Origin of the sequence: Kluyvera sp. (genome assembly GCF_047971185.1) — a bacterium.
Lineage (GTDB): Bacteria > Pseudomonadota > Gammaproteobacteria > Enterobacterales > Enterobacteriaceae > Kluyvera.
Map to the genome: position 1 here is coordinate 48,542 of NZ_JBKDZH010000052.1, position 14,468 is coordinate 63,009.

Here is a 14,468-nt window from a genome sequence, read left to right on the forward strand (position 1 = left end):
GGTACGGGGCCACTCTATCCGTATTGGTAAAGGGGTCTGCTCGTGACAACAATAGTAAGTGTTCGCCGTAACGGCAACGTCGTCATTGCCGGGGATGGTCAGGCCACGCTGGGCAATACCGTCATGAAAGGCAACGTGAAAAAAGTTCGCCGTCTGTACAACGACAAAGTGATCGCCGGTTTTGCGGGCGGTACTGCGGACGCCTTCACGCTGTTCGAACTGTTTGAACGTAAACTGGAAATGCACCAGGGCCACCTGGTGAAAGCCGCCGTGGAGCTGGCAAAAGACTGGCGTACCGACCGCATGCTGCGCAAGCTGGAAGCGCTGCTGGCCGTGGCCGATGAAACCGCCTCGCTGATCATCACCGGTAACGGTGACGTTATTCAGCCAGAAAATGACCTGATTGCCATCGGCTCTGGCGGCCCATACGCCCAGGCCGCTGCCCGTGCGCTGTTGGAAAACACCGACATGAACGCACGCGATATCGCGGTGAAAGCGTTGGATATTGCAGGTGATATCTGCATCTATACCAACCACAACCACACCATTGAAGAATTACCGTCTAAGGCGTAAGGATCTCCCATGTCTGAAATGACCCCACGCGAAATTGTCAGCGAACTGGACAAACACATCATCGGCCAGGACGCGGCTAAGCGCTCCGTCGCGATTGCCTTACGTAACCGCTGGCGTCGTATGCAGCTCGACGAAGAGCTGCGCCACGAAGTCACGCCGAAAAACATTCTGATGATCGGCCCAACCGGCGTCGGTAAAACCGAAATCGCCCGTCGTCTGGCCAAGCTCGCCAACGCGCCGTTCATCAAAGTTGAAGCCACCAAGTTCACCGAAGTGGGCTATGTGGGTAAAGAAGTGGACTCCATCATCCGCGATCTGACCGATTCGGCGATCAAAATGGTGCGCGTTCAGTCTATCGAGAAAAACCGCTACCGTGCGGAAGAGATGGCGGAAGAGCGTATTCTCGACGTGCTGATCCCGCCGGCGAAAAACAACTGGGGCCAGGCTGAGCAGCAGTCTGAACCGTCCGCCGCGCGCCAGGCGTTCCGCAAGAAGCTGCGCGAAGGCCAGCTGGACGATAAAGAGATTGAAATCGATCTCGCCGCTGCGCCGATGGGCGTAGAAATCATGGCGCCTCCGGGTATGGAAGAGATGACCAGCCAGCTGCAGTCCATGTTCCAGAACCTGGGCGGCCAGAAGCAGAAACCGCGTAAGCTGAAAATCAAAGATGCGATGAAGCTGTTGATTGAAGAAGAAGCGGCGAAGCTGGTCAACCCGGAAGAGCTGAAACAGGACGCGATCGATGCGGTTGAGCAGCACGGCATCGTGTTCATCGACGAAATCGACAAAATCTGTAAGCGCGGCGGTAACTCCTCCGGCCCGGATGTGTCCCGTGAAGGCGTACAGCGCGACCTGCTGCCGCTGGTTGAAGGCTGCACCGTCTCCACCAAGCACGGCATGGTGAAAACCGACCATATCCTGTTTATCGCTTCCGGCGCGTTCCAGGTGGCTAGCCCATCCGATCTGATCCCGGAACTGCAGGGTCGTCTGCCGATTCGCGTTGAGCTGAAAGCCCTGACCACTCAGGACTTCGAGCGCATCCTGACCGAGCCGAACGCCTCCGTAACCGTACAGTACAAAGCGCTGATGGCCACCGAAGGCGTGAATATTGAGTTCACCGAATCCGGTATCAAACGCATTGCTGAAGCGGCATGGCAGGTTAACGAAACCACCGAAAACATCGGTGCGCGTCGTCTGCACACCGTTCTGGAACGTCTGATGGAAGATATCTCCTACGACGCCAGCGATCTCAACGGCCAGAGCATCACAATTGATGCGGAATACGTGAGTAAGCATCTGGATGCATTAGTCGCAGATGAAGATCTGAGCCGTTTTATCCTATAATCGCGGTCACTGCATGTTCATCTTTAATTGATGGGGCTGAAAAGCCCCATTTTTATTGGCTGATTACTAATGACAAATACACCTGTAAGCCGCACTCAGGCCTGGCTGGAAAGCCTGCGTCCTAAAACGTTACCTCTGGCCTGCGCGGCGATTATCGTCGGCACCGCTCTCGCCTGGTGGCAGGGCCACTTCGACGCGGGCGTCGCCGTGCTGTCGCTGATTACCGCCAGCCTGCTGCAAATTCTCTCCAACCTCGCCAACGACTACGGCGATGCGGTGAAAGGCAGCGACAAGCCGGACCGCATCGGGCCGCTGCGCGGGATGCAAAAAGGGGTGATTACCCAGCAGCAGATGAAGCGCGCGCTGATGATTACCGTCGGCCTGATTTGCGTCTCCGGCCTCGCCCTCCTGTTCACCGCGTCGCAGACGGCCGGCGACTTTATCGGTTTCCTGGTGCTGGGACTGCTGGCGATTGTTGCCGCCATCACCTATACCGTCGGCACGCGCCCGTATGGTTACATCGGCCTTGGCGATATTTCGGTGCTCATTTTCTTCGGCTGGCTGAGCGTGATCGGAAGCTGGTATTTACAAACGCACAGCCTGAGCAGCGCGATTATTTTGCCCGCGACCGCCTGCGGCCTGCTGGCCACCGCGGTGCTGAATATCAATAACCTGCGCGATATCGACAGCGACCGCGAAAACGGCAAAAACACGCTGGCGGTGCGCTTAGGGCCGATCAACGCCCGCCGCTATCACGTTTGCCTGCTGATGGGGACGCTGGTATGTCTGGCGCTGTTTAACCTGCTTTCCCTGCACAGCCCATGGGGCTGGCTGTTTATCCTCAGCACGCCGCTGCTGGTGAAACAGGCCCGCTACGTGATGCGCGAACGCTCGCCGCAGGCGATGCCGCCGATGCTGGAACGCACGGTAAAAGGCGCGCTGCTAACTAACCTGTTGTTCGTTATTGGCATTGTGCTCAGCAAGACCTTGGCTTAACTGACAAATATCAATTAACAATTGATGATTTTGCCAACAATGCATAGAGCGCGATATACTAAAATCACTCGCAGCAACTGAGCGTTAATCCTATGAAATACGATACTTCCGAGCTTTGCGACATCTACCAGGAAGATGTCAACGTAGTAGAACCCCTGTTCTCTAACTTTGGCGGGCGGCTGTCGTTCGGTGGGCAAATCATCACCGTGAAATGTTTCGAGGATAACGGGTTGCTGTACGATCTGCTCGAACAGAACGGCCGTGGCCGCATTCTGCTGGTCGACGGCGGCGGTTCCGTTCGCCGCGCGCTGATCGACGCCGACCTCGCCCGTCTGGCCACTCAGAACGAGTGGGAAGGCATCGTGGTGTACGGCGCGGTGCGTCAGGTCGATGATTTAGAAGAGCTGGATATCGGCATCCAGGCCATCGCGGCGATTCCGGTCGGCGCGGCGGGTGAAGGCATCGGCGAAAGCGACGTGCGCGTTAATTTCGGCGGCGTGACCTTCTTCTCCGGCGACCATCTGTATGCCGACAATACCGGCATTATTCTGTCGGAAGATGCGCTGGATATCGAATAAGTTCGATAGCATCGGGGAAGCGTAAGCTTCCCCGATTTTTTTGCCTTTAGCGCTGCACCCACGGCTCACCGCGAATAAACGCCACCGTATCCCTCAGCAGCGTCTCCGTCTGCGCCAGTACCCCCACTTTATCCATAAACGCATGAACCATTCCGCAGTAGCGTACGGATGTCACATCGACGCCCGCACGGCGCGCCTGGTCGGCAAACGCATCAACCTGTAGCCGCAGCGGGTCAAACTCACCACAGCAGAGCAACATCGGTGGCAGCGCCGCCAATAGCGCCGGATCGGCATACAGCGGAGAGATCAAAGGATGACGGCAATCCGTTTTGCCCGCATACCACTGCGCCACCTGCCCCATCGAACCGTAGAACCCGTTGAGATAGCCATCGATCAGCGTTTTATCCGCCGTCGCCGGGTAGCGAGCGGTGTCGATGAGTTCATCGTCCGGGACAAGCGTCGTCGCGGGATAGTAGCCCACCACCCGAGAGAGATAATGCGTGCCTAGCGTAACGTCCAGCAGCGCGGTGGTCAGGCTAAGATTGCCGCCCGCGGAATCCCCGGCCACCACAATACGCTGCGGGTCCACGCCGTACTCATCAGCATGCAGATAAAGCCAACGTAGCGCGGCGTAGCAGTCCAGCAGCGCCGCGGGATAGGGACGCTCCGGGGCCAGCGCATAATCGACGGAAACCACCGTCAGCGCGCCGAGATCGGCCAGCGCCCGGCAAGGGTACTCCACGTTGTCCAGCGACCCGCCGAAGAAGCCGCCGCCGTGCAGAAACAGCACCGCGGGCGTCGGCGCATTATCGTCGTCGCAACGATAGATACGCACGTTAACGTGGCCGTCGATAATCTGGTTGCGGATGGTCATCCTGCGGGTATGGATATCCCGCGCGGGCCAGCCCATGGCATCCCGCAGCGCCAGCAGGTCCGGCGCTTCGTGGCCGGCCCCCTGTGCCATTGCCTGTAATTCGTCCACCGCCTGTGGGTCAAGCGCCCCGGCCTGCGCCGCGTACTGCACATAATCATTCATTCGTCATTGCTCCTTTCATCATCCGCAGCCCCAGCAGATAGCCGCTGTGCACCACGGCGGTGGCGATAAACAGCACGCCGTAAGCCGTTATTGGGAAAAAGATATCGCTGCGCCCGCCCGCCATCTGAATCATGCGGATGACCCACGGGTGCAAAAAGACGCCGAAGTTAATGCCAATCAGCAAAATCGACGAGGTGACTGTCTGCCTATCCGGCGCGCTGACCGCCGCCGCGCAGCTGAAGAAGTAGGGGATCACGAAGGCGAAGACGAAGCCCGCCGCCAGCACGCTAATGGCGGTTGCCACCAGGCTGGTTGAGGACGCCAGCAGCACCAGCGCCGCGCCAATAATCAGCAGCGACAGCGGCAGAATCGCGTGGCCCAGTTTTTTGCTCACCCGGCCGAACAGAATGCCGCCGGGGAAAGAGATCACCGTCGAGAGCGTCAGCAGCAAGCTCGCGCCGGCCGCGTCGCTATAGCCCACGGTGGTCACCACCGTCGCCAACTTGAAAATCAGGATCATATAGCCAGCAAAAATGTAAAACAGGTACAGCGCGTAGCCCGGCACGCGCCAGTCGACACGCCAGCTTCGGCGCTCCGCCGTCGCGCGGGCAACGGTGCGAGTGGCCGGAATATTGAGGCCAAACAGTACGATGGGGATGAGCGTCAGGAAGTAGATAAGGAACACGCTGTGCCAGCCATGGGCGATCAGCTGGCTTATCAACAGCGTCATCAATGCGCTGCCGATAGCGGAGACGGCGTTCTGGTAGCCCAGCAGCGTGGCGCGTTCGTCGCCGTCAAAGTACTGGCAAATCAGGCTATACGAGAGGGAGTTAAACAGCCCGATACCGCAGCCGAGCATAAATCGCGAGAACAGGATGGCGTCATAGCTGCTGCTAAATACCGGTACACAGCCGGCCACCAGCGCCAGTATTAGCCCAGACATCACCGTTTTCTTGTCGCCAAACAGGCGCACAAAAAAGGGCGCGAGAACCACCAGCAGCAAAATACCAAAATTGGTGACCGATACCGTCAGTTCAATATCGGCCAGCGCGTGCTGTGGAAAAGCGCCGAGCATCAGCGGGATCGCCGCCGCGACGGCCGGGCCTGACATGTTGATGAGCGAAATTGACAGGAGCGATGTTTTAAACAGCGCGCGTTTTTGTTGTCCCATAAGCCTTTGCCTCGATGTGAAGTCAGCAGGCTGCAGGATAGGACGGTCGCTTTTTCGGCAACAGGCGATTTTTTGCCGGAAAAACGGTCAAATTATACTTTTCGAAGCTGGCTCACAGATGTTCAGCGCCGCGACTTGCGGTACTGCAGCGGCGTCATGCCGTGCGCCTGTTTGAAGTAGTAGACGAAGGATTTAAAGTTCGGGAAACCGCAGCGTTCAGCGATGGTCTGCATTTGCAGATTGCTATCAAACAGCAGCGCCATGGCGGCGTTGAGGCGTACCGATACCAGATACTCATGAAAGGTGCGACCCACGCTCTGCCGGAAGCTGTGCGCCAGCCAGGTTTCGGAGAGATAAAAGCGCCGCGCGACTTCGGCCATGGCGATCTTCTCGTGGTAATGGCTATCAATCCACTCGGTCACCCGGCTCATTTTTTCGGTAGGGTTAATATTCTGATAGCGATAGCGATTTTGCTGCTGAGCAAAGGCGCGCAGCAGCCAGTACAGCAGCTGATAGGCCAGCGCATTGAGCAGCAAAGTGTGGCCCACATCCTGTTCACCGCGCCGGGTGAGGCTGGCGGCCTGATGCAGCAAATGCTGGAGCCTGCGGTAGGCTTTGCGCTGTAACGGGGTAAACGCAGCGGCGTCGGGGATGTCGAAGGCCAGCGTATCCAGCCCGGGGATGATGGTCAGCAGCTGCTGGCGGGGAAAGAGCACCGTTAACGCCTCGGTGGGGCCCTGCGATTGCGAAACCACCGCATGCACTTCATTGGGATTGACCACCAGAATCTGCCCGGCGCGGGTGGCGTAGGTTTTGCCGTTAATGGTAAACCCGGAAATCGTCCCGCTGACGGTGTAGCTGAGCTCCAGCGACTTATGCCAGTGCGGTGCCACCTGAGACGCGTTGTCGGCGTGCAAAATAAACCGGGCGAGCGTGCCGTTATCCGCGGCGATAATCTCGTGACGATAGGGCCCTGGCATAAGCGATTCCTTTCCGGCAGATAGCAAAATGGGCGCATCAGGCGCCCATTTTGTACGTTAGCCGCTGTTAGTACAGCTGCTTAGCGCATTCCAGCCAGTCACCCTTGAACGGACGCTTCATGTTTTCGATCGCGTCGATGATGTCATGGTGAACCAGTTTTTCGTTCTGAATACCGACGCAGCGGCCGCCGAAGCCCTGCTGCAGCAGTTCAATGGCGTACGCGCCCATACGGGACGCCAGGATACGGTCGTAAGGCACCGGGGAGCCGCCGCGCTGGATGTGGCCCAGTACGGTTGCGCGCGTTTCACGGCCGGTTTCCGCTTCGATGAAGTGCGCCAGCTCGTCGACGTCGCACATATGTTCGGTAATTGCCACGATGGCGTGTTTCTTACCTTTTGCGATGCCCGCTTTGATTTCCGCAACCAGGTCGTCACGCTTGAATTCGATTTCCGGCACCACGATAAACTCGCAGCCGCCAGCGATAGCCGCCGCCAGGGTCAGGTCGCCGCAGTAGCGGCCCATCACTTCCACCACGGAGATACGCTGGTGAGAAGAAGAGGTGTCACGCAGACGGTCAATCGCTTCAACCACGGTGCTCAGCGCGGTGAAGAAACCGATGGTGTAGTCGGTGCCTTTGATATCGTTATCGATGGTGCCCGGCAGGCCGATGCACGGGAAGCCCATTTCAGTCAGACGCATTGCGCCCATGTAGGAACCGTCACCGCCGATCACCACCAGCGCATCAATCCCGCGCTTTTTCAGGTTTTCGATAGCCACGTTGCGGACGTTTTCATCACGGAATTCCGGGAAACGCGCGGAGCCCAGGAAGGTGCCGCCACGGTTAATCATGTCGGAAACGCTGTAACGATCTAGCGGTACCATACGATCTTCATACAGGCCCAGATAGCCGTCATAAACGCCCATGACTTCCAGACCTTCCGTCAACGCCGCGCGCACCACGCCGCGGATAGCGGCGTTCATGCCTGGCGCATCACCGCCACTTGTCAACACACCGATTTTCTTAATCATGACTACCTCTGAACTTAGGAATGCTAAAAATTAATTCTTCTGCCCGAAGCGCTCCCACAACAAGGGGGAGAGAACGACTCTATGTAGAGATAGTATATCAAGCGCTTCTTGCTGAATTGATTCAGGTCAGGCTAAACGGCGGTTATTTATACAAATAATGCCGGTTTAGCTCACGTTTAGTACAACCACTGCGAAAGTTCAAATACCGCTGTTGCCCTGTGGGACTACAGAGCATGGATCCTGGTGAATAATCACGTCGGAACCCGGAAAGCGATGCAAAATCGCCTGCTCCACCTGGTCGGCTACGCGATGCGCCTCGACCAGCGGCAGGTTATCTTCCATTTCCAGATGGATCTGAATAAAGCGGGTCGGCCCTGACTGCCGCGTACGGAGATCGTGAGCACCGCTCACGCCCGGCCAGGCGGTCACGATGTCGATAATTTCCTGACGTTCTTCATCGGGCAGCGCGCGATCCAGCAGCGACTGAACCGCCTCATACCCCATACGTAACGCGCTATATAGAATATAGATGCCAATTCCTAATGCAAACAGCGCATCGGCGCGATGCCAGCCGTACCAGGAAAGGCCGAGCGCGATAAGAATCGCGCCGTTCACCATAACATCAGACTGATAATGAAGCATATCCGCCCGAACGGCCTGGCTTTGGGTTTTTCGTACCACCCAACGCTGAAACGTCACCAAAATTAATGTACTCACCAGTGCGATGACCGTCACGATCACGCCAATGCCGGGCTGGCTCATCGGCGTGGGGCGCGCCAGATGCTGGATCCCGGTCAAAAACAGGAACAGCGCCGAGCCTGAGATAAACATACTCTGCGCCAGCGCCGCCAGCGACTCCGCTTTCCCATGGCCAAACGTGTGTTCTTCATCCGCCGGCTGCAGCGAATAGCGCACTACCAGCAGATTGGTCAGCGAGGCGGCAATATCCACCAGCGAATCCACCAGCGCCGCCAGAATACTGACCGAGCCGGTAAACCACCATGCAAAAATTTTAATCACCAGCAACAGTGACGCCATCACCGTTGCCGCTATCGCCGCGCGGCTGACCAGTCGGCCATAAGATTGATTCATAAACACTCCTGCTTCAGATCTGCGTAGTATAGCGGAATGTCTATGCGATGGGCGGTGACGAATTTAAGACAAAAAAAACCCCCACATCATGTGGGGGAAGACAGGGATGGTGTCTATGGCAAGGAAAAACAGGGTTTGTTACTGGTTGCTACGGGTATTGCTACTAAATAGATTCACTCTCGAACCTTGCTGCATCCGTGCAACGTCACGCAGCTGCGCCATTCGCTGCTGGTGGTTCTCATTTAAAGCCGCTTGCTGCGCTGGCGTCAGCAGGCGATACATCTGGTTGCGAACTTTCGCCATCTCAACCTGGCGGTTCACCTGCTCCTCGGCCATTTTTGCGGCCTGGGCGCGTACAGCGGCTTCATCAAATTTTTCTGCGGTGACAAGGCGATGCATTGCCTCCTCTTCGCTAACATTAACGGGTGGGCGATCGTGTCGCGCCCGTTGCATCAAATCGCGCATTTGCTGGCGTTGATGTTCGGTTAAACTAATACCGTCGAACATATGGCCCTGGCCACTTCGCAGCGAAGTATCTTCCGCTGGGTGCCAGTTAACGCTGGTGACGACTTCATCGGCCTGGCTTAGTGCACTGAATGCCAGCGTTGAGGCCATGACGGCAGCGATAACATTGCGCATCACATGCTCCCAAAAACTTTTGTGTCGCGATTCAACGAGAGACAGTTTACGATTCAGGCTGCAAACATGCGTCAGGGGGTGTAAAACAACGTAAAGTCATGGATTAGCTGGCTCTGATGACGTAATTTCTGCCTCGGAGGGATTAAAATATGAATAAAATTTTGTTAGTTGATGATGACCGAGAGCTGACTTCCTTACTTAAGGAACTGCTTGATATGGAAGGCTTTAATGTCCTGGTTGCCCACGATGGCGAGCAGGCGCTGGCGCTTCTCGATGACAGCATCGACCTACTTTTACTCGACGTGATGATGCCGAAAAAGAACGGTATCGATACGCTGAAAGAATTGCGACAAACACACCAGACTCCCGTCATTATGCTGACCGCCCGCGGAAGCGAGCTGGATCGCGTTCTGGGCCTTGAACTGGGCGCAGATGACTATTTACCTAAGCCATTTAACGATCGCGAGCTGGTCGCGCGTATCCGCGCTATTTTGCGCCGTTCGCACTGGAGCGAACAGCAGCAAAGTAGCGATACCAGTTCGCCAACCGTAGAAGTCGACTCCCTGAGCCTGAATCCAGGTCGCCAGGAAGCCAGCTTCGACGGCCAGACTCTGGAGCTTACCGGCACTGAATTCACCCTGCTTTATCTGCTGGCGCAGCATTTAGGTCAGGTGGTGTCGCGTGAACATTTAAGCCAGGAAGTGCTGGGCAAACGCTTAACGCCGTTCGATCGCGCGATCGATATGCACATTTCCAACCTGCGTCGGAAGCTGCCGGAGCGCAAAGACGGTCATCCGTGGTTTAAAACCCTGCGTGGGCGCGGCTATCTGATGGTCTCCGCTTCATGATAGGAAGTTTAACCGCCCGCATCTTCGCCATCTTCTGGTTAACCCTGGCGCTGGTGTTGATGCTGGTTTTGATGTTACCCAAGCTCGACTCGCGCCAGATGACCGAACTGCTGGAAAGCGAGCAGCGTCAGGGCATCATGATTGAGCAGCACGTTGAAGAAGAGCTGGCCAACGATCCCCCCAACGATTTGATGTGGTGGCGTCGGCTGTTCCGCGCAATTGATAAATGGGCACCGCCGGGCCAGCGTCTGCTGCTGGTGACCAGCGAAGGCCGCGTGATTGGCGCAGAACGCAACGAAATGCAGATTATCCGTAACTTTATCGGGCAGTCGGATAACGCCGACCATCCGCAGAAGAAAAAATACGGGCGCGTGGAGTTAGTCGGGCCATTTTCGATTCGCGACGGTGAAGATAACTATCAGTTATACCTGATCCGTCCGGCCAGCAGTTCACAGTCTGATTTTATCAACCTGCTGTTCGACCGGCCGCTGTTGCTGCTGATCGTCACCATGCTGGTCAGCGCCCCGCTGCTGCTGTGGCTGGCGTGGAGCCTGGCAAAACCGGCGCGTAAGTTGAAGAATGCGGCGGATGAAGTGGCCCAGGGCAACCTGCGTCAGCATCCCGAGCTGGAGTCCGGGCCGCAGGAGTTTCTGGCCGCCGGCGCCAGCTTTAACCAGATGGTGATGGCGCTGGAGCGCATGATGACCTCGCAGCAGCGTCTGCTTTCCGATATCTCCCACGAGCTGCGCACGCCGTTAACGCGCCTGCAGCTGGGCACCGCGCTGCTGCGTCGCCGCAGCGGTGAAAGTAAGGAGCTGGAGCGTATCGAAACCGAAGCGCAGCGTCTGGATAGCATGATCAACGACATGCTAGTGATGTCGCGCAATCAGCAGAAAATCGCGCTGGTCAGTGAAACGCTAAAAGCCAATCAGCTGTGGGGCGAGGTGCTGGATAACGCCGCGTTCGAAGCCGAGCAGATGGGCAAATCGTTTAGCGTGGATTACCCGCCGGGGCCATGGCCGCTGTACGGTAACCCGAACACGCTGGAGAGCGCGCTGGAGAACATCGTACGTAACGCGCTGCGCTACTCGCATACCAAAATCGCCGTGAGCTTCTCGGTGGATAAAGACGGCGTGACCGTTCATGTGGACGATGACGGCCCGGGCGTTAGCCCGGAAGATCGCGAGCAGATTTTCCGTCCGTTCTACCGCACCGACGAGGCGCGCGACCGCGAATCTGGCGGCACCGGGCTGGGGCTGGCGATTGTCGAAAGCGCCATGCAGCAGCACCGCGGCTGGGTGAAGGCGGATGATAGCCCGCTCGGCGGCTTACGGCTGACGCTGTGGCTACCGCTTTACAAGCGCACCTAAAACACCCTCGGCCTGCCTCTGCAGGCCGATTTTTTTGGCAATGTAAGAACTGCGTGTAGCCCGGCCAAGCGAAGCGCCGCCGGGGACGGTGACGAAGCCTGAGTTCAGAGCCAACCCGCGGCCCTCGCCCGGGCTACTTGCCCCACAACCTTCTGCTGTTATCTTCAATTTTGCCGCTCAGACGCCGCTTCTGCATCGTGCGGCTCCAGCTCGCCGACAGCCCGGCGGCGCTCAGCAGCCGATGATATTGCTCATCATCAAACGGCATCGACCAGGCGATAACGCCAGCTTCATGAACCGAGACATCGCTCAGACGCGACGCCAGCTCTAGCGGCGCATCGCTGAAAACGTTGCCCGGCGCAATCACCCGATACAGCCAGCCGGTTTTGCCGCTGCTCTGCATTACAGAGGCCATATCGCTGATGGCAAAGTGAAAATTGAGTTTAAAACACGGAGAGCGCGGCTGGGTGACCTGGATCAGCGTCTCGCCCCAGCGGTAGATATCGCCGATAAACACGTTGTGTTCGGTCATACCGTCCGTCGACAGATTCTCGCCAAACGCCGGGGCGCAAAACAGCGCCGCCTGCTCGGGGAACTGGCGCACCCAGTCAGCATAATGTTCGCGGGGATAGTGGCACAGCGCGCGGTCGGGGCCGCCGTGGATTTTCTTTTCGGCCTGTTCATCGCCGAGCAGTCCCCGCTCGGTCAGCTCCAGCTCGCCGTCTACCTGGACCTTAGCAATCGCGCTAGGGCGGCTGCCGTCGTAGTCGCGGATTTTGCCAATAAACACGTCAACCGGATAATGCATCTGCTGCTCCTTACGCGGATACAAAAAAAGCGAGTCATCAGACTCGCTTCTACAGACGTGCAATGCAAATTATTTTTTAGCGGCGAAACGCGCGGCAGCTTCGTCCCAGTTCACCACGTTCCAGAACTCTTTGATGTAGTCCGGGCGGCGGTTCTGGAATTTCAGGTAGTAAGCGTGCTCCCACACGTCAAGGCCCACAATCGGGAAGCCAGACGCGCCAGAAACGGCTTCACCCATCAGCGGGGAGTCCTGGTTAGCGGTAGAAACCACGGCCAGTTTGTCGCCTTTCAGCACCAGCCACGCCCAGCCGGAGCCGAAGCGGGTCGCTGCTGCTTTTTCGAATTCAGCTTTGAAGTTGTCTACGGAACCGAAGTCACGCTCGATAGCCGCTTTCAGGTCGCCCTGCAGGGTGGTGCCCTTTTTCAGGCCTTTCCAGAAGAAGCTGTGGTTAGCGTGGCCACCTGCGTTGTTACGCAGAACAGTTTTTTTATCAGCCGGCAGCTGATCCAGTTTCGCGATCAGTTCTTCCGCAGACAGGGAAGCAAACTCCGGCAGGCTTTCCAGCGCTGCGTTAGCGTTGTTGACGTAAGCCTGGTGGTGTTTGCTGTGATGGATTTCCATCGTCTGTTTGTCGAAGTGCGGTTCCAGGGCATCGTACGCATAAGGCAGTGATGGCAGGGTATAGCTCATAATCATCTCCATTATTGTCGGGCGGCAAACCTGTAAACGCCGCGTAATCAGTTGGTTCATTATAGTTAATTAAATGATATTGAAAATGATTATCAATGCCGTAGTTTTTATAAGGTTATAACGAATTGTTATGTTCCTGAAATTCTGAAGGGTTTACGTTAACTAATTTGATGAATTCTGAAAAATTCACAGTTTGACATAGCCCGATACAAGTACGTTTTTTTTGCCATCTGAAGCCATACCCTGGCAATAACCACAAGGTCTTTATGCATATTAAGCGGTAATTTCGCCCCGGAACTATCAAACGTTGAGGGCTATATGAAATTACTACGGACAGTCAAAATGCTTTTGCTGTGCTGCCTGTCGCTGCCTGCGCTGTCGCATGCCGAGACGGTGCTTCGCCTCGCCTATGCAGAAAACAGCCAGCCGGTGAAAGACGCGCTGCGCTTTCTGGGCGATCGGATAGAAGAACAAACCCATGGCGACATCAAAGTCATGTACTTCCCGGACGGCCAGCTGGGTGGCGAGCGTGAGCTGGTCGAACTGACTCAGGTTGGGGTGGTGGACATCACCAAAGTGTCATCCGGGCTGATGGAAAGCTTTTCCCCCATGTACGGCGTCTTCTCCCTTCCCTACCTTTTCGCCGATCGCGACGAATACTACAAAGTCATGGATAACCCCGACGTAATGACGCCGGTTTATCAGTCTACCCAGGCGCAGGGCTTTGTCGGCGTTGGCTGGTACGATTCCGGCGCGCGCAACTTCTATATGAGTAAAGCGCCGGTACGCAGCATTGACGATCTGAAAGGCAAAAAAATCCGCGTCATGCAGAGTGACACCGCTATCCGTACCCTGAAGCTGCTCGGCGCCTCACCGATCGCCATGAGCCAGGCCGAAGTCTACACCTCATTGCAGCAGGGCATTCTGGACGGCGCGGAGAACAACGAATTTGCGCTCACCATCGCCCGCCACGGTGAAGTCGCACGCTTTTACACCTACGACATGCACACCCGTATCCCCGACATTCTGCTGATGAGTTCGCTGACGCTGGAAAAACTCAGCCCCGAACAGCAGCGTATCGTTCAGGACGCGATTAAAGCGTCGATTGAGTTTGAGAAGTCCGCGTGGGACGCCGAAATCGAAAAGACCAAACAGCAGGCGGTGAAAGACTTCAACGTCGAGTTTTTTGATATTGATATCAAGCCGTTCCAGCAGGCCGTGCAGCCCATTTACGCCGATCTGAAGAGCAAACCGCAACTGGATACGCTGTATCAAAGAATCCAGGCTGCGAAACATTGATACGTAAGGATAAA

The 14,468-nt window shown here is 56.6% G+C and carries 15 protein-coding genes; 7 read left to right on the plus strand and 8 right to left on the minus strand.

Features of this window, described 5'->3' with window-relative positions; translation table 11 throughout:
- Window positions 1-42 precede the first annotated feature (42 nt).
- The 4 genes from hslV to rraA all read left to right on the plus strand — a co-directional run bounded on the left by hslV (window position 43) and on the right by rraA (window position 3,491).
- Window positions 43-573 carry an ATP-dependent protease subunit HslV gene (gene hslV / locus ACK5JN_RS15140; protein WP_064540381.1) on the plus strand — a complete coding sequence of 177 codons (531 nt, stop codon included), beginning with the start codon at window positions 43-45 and terminating at the stop codon, window positions 571-573.
- A 9-nt stretch (window positions 574-582) separates the two neighbouring features.
- Complete coding sequence (gene hslU, locus ACK5JN_RS15145) at window positions 583-1,917, plus strand: HslU--HslV peptidase ATPase subunit (protein WP_065357286.1); 1,335 nt, start codon at window positions 583-585, stop codon at window positions 1,915-1,917.
- Window positions 1,918-1,986: 69 nt separating this feature from the next.
- Entirely contained in the window at window positions 1,987-2,913 is a 927-nt protein-coding gene (menA, locus tag ACK5JN_RS15150) for a 1,4-dihydroxy-2-naphthoate polyprenyltransferase (protein ID WP_416870930.1), read from the plus strand.
- Window positions 2,914-3,005: 92 nt separating this feature from the next.
- On the plus strand, window positions 3,006-3,491 hold the full coding sequence (gene rraA, locus ACK5JN_RS15155) for a ribonuclease E activity regulator RraA (protein WP_035892355.1): 486 nt from the start codon (window positions 3,006-3,008) through the stop codon (window positions 3,489-3,491).
- Window positions 3,492-3,537: 46 nt separating this feature from the next.
- Here rraA and ACK5JN_RS15160 read toward each other — a convergent pair whose 3' ends face one another.
- From ACK5JN_RS15160 to cpxP, 6 genes are all read right to left on the minus strand, one after another.
- Window positions 3,538-4,527 carry an alpha/beta hydrolase gene (locus tag ACK5JN_RS15160; protein ID WP_416870931.1) on the minus strand — a complete coding sequence of 330 codons (990 nt, stop codon included), beginning with the start codon at window positions 4,525-4,527 and terminating at the stop codon, window positions 3,538-3,540.
- Window positions 4,520-5,698, minus strand: a complete 1,179-nt coding sequence (locus tag ACK5JN_RS15165) for an MFS transporter (protein WP_416870932.1) — start codon at window positions 5,696-5,698, stop codon at window positions 4,520-4,522. Before ACK5JN_RS15165 ends, ACK5JN_RS15160 begins: the two co-directional genes overlap by 8 nt.
- A gap of 122 nt (window positions 5,699-5,820) precedes the next feature.
- Entirely contained in the window at window positions 5,821-6,678 is an 858-nt protein-coding gene (locus ACK5JN_RS15170; protein ID WP_416870933.1) for an AraC family transcriptional regulator, read from the minus strand.
- 67 nt (window positions 6,679-6,745) lie between these two features.
- A complete protein-coding gene (gene pfkA / locus ACK5JN_RS15175) occupies window positions 6,746-7,708 on the minus strand; it encodes a 6-phosphofructokinase (protein WP_416870934.1) in 963 nt (320 codons plus the stop codon).
- A gap of 198 nt (window positions 7,709-7,906) precedes the next feature.
- Entirely contained in the window at window positions 7,907-8,800 is an 894-nt protein-coding gene (fieF, locus tag ACK5JN_RS15180; RefSeq protein WP_416870935.1) for a CDF family cation-efflux transporter FieF, read from the minus strand.
- 138 nt (window positions 8,801-8,938) lie between these two features.
- Window positions 8,939-9,439: a cell-envelope stress modulator CpxP gene (gene cpxP / locus ACK5JN_RS15185; protein WP_416870936.1), complete on the minus strand. Its 501-nt coding sequence runs from the start codon at window positions 9,437-9,439 to the stop codon at window positions 8,939-8,941.
- Between the two features lie 149 nt (window positions 9,440-9,588).
- Between cpxP and cpxR the strand changes: the two genes are divergently transcribed.
- Both cpxR and cpxA read left to right on the plus strand, forming a co-directional pair.
- Complete coding sequence (cpxR, locus tag ACK5JN_RS15190) at window positions 9,589-10,287, plus strand: envelope stress response regulator transcription factor CpxR (RefSeq protein WP_416870937.1); 699 nt, start codon at window positions 9,589-9,591, stop codon at window positions 10,285-10,287.
- The gene (gene cpxA, locus ACK5JN_RS15195; RefSeq protein WP_416870938.1) at window positions 10,284-11,657 is read left to right on the plus strand and encodes an envelope stress sensor histidine kinase CpxA; all 1,374 of its coding nucleotides are present in this window, start codon (window positions 10,284-10,286) and stop codon (window positions 11,655-11,657) included. The genes cpxR and cpxA overlap by 4 nt, the downstream gene beginning before the upstream one ends.
- Window positions 11,658-11,790: 133 nt before the next feature.
- On the opposite strand, the gene yiiM is transcribed toward cpxA, so the two are convergent.
- Window positions 11,791-12,528, minus strand: a complete 738-nt coding sequence (gene yiiM, locus ACK5JN_RS15200; RefSeq protein ID WP_416870939.1) for a 6-hydroxyaminopurine reductase — start codon at window positions 12,526-12,528, stop codon at window positions 11,791-11,793.
- Between the two features lie 6 nt (window positions 12,529-12,534).
- Window positions 12,535-13,155 carry a superoxide dismutase [Mn] gene (gene sodA / locus ACK5JN_RS15205; protein ID WP_052284210.1) on the minus strand — a complete coding sequence of 207 codons (621 nt, stop codon included), beginning with the start codon at window positions 13,153-13,155 and terminating at the stop codon, window positions 12,535-12,537.
- Between the two features lie 318 nt (window positions 13,156-13,473).
- Here sodA and ACK5JN_RS15210 point away from each other — a divergent pair, with 318 nt between their 5' ends.
- A complete protein-coding gene (locus ACK5JN_RS15210) occupies window positions 13,474-14,454 on the plus strand; it encodes a TRAP transporter substrate-binding protein (RefSeq protein WP_416870940.1) in 981 nt (326 codons plus the stop codon).
- Window positions 14,455-14,468 lie beyond the last annotated feature (14 nt).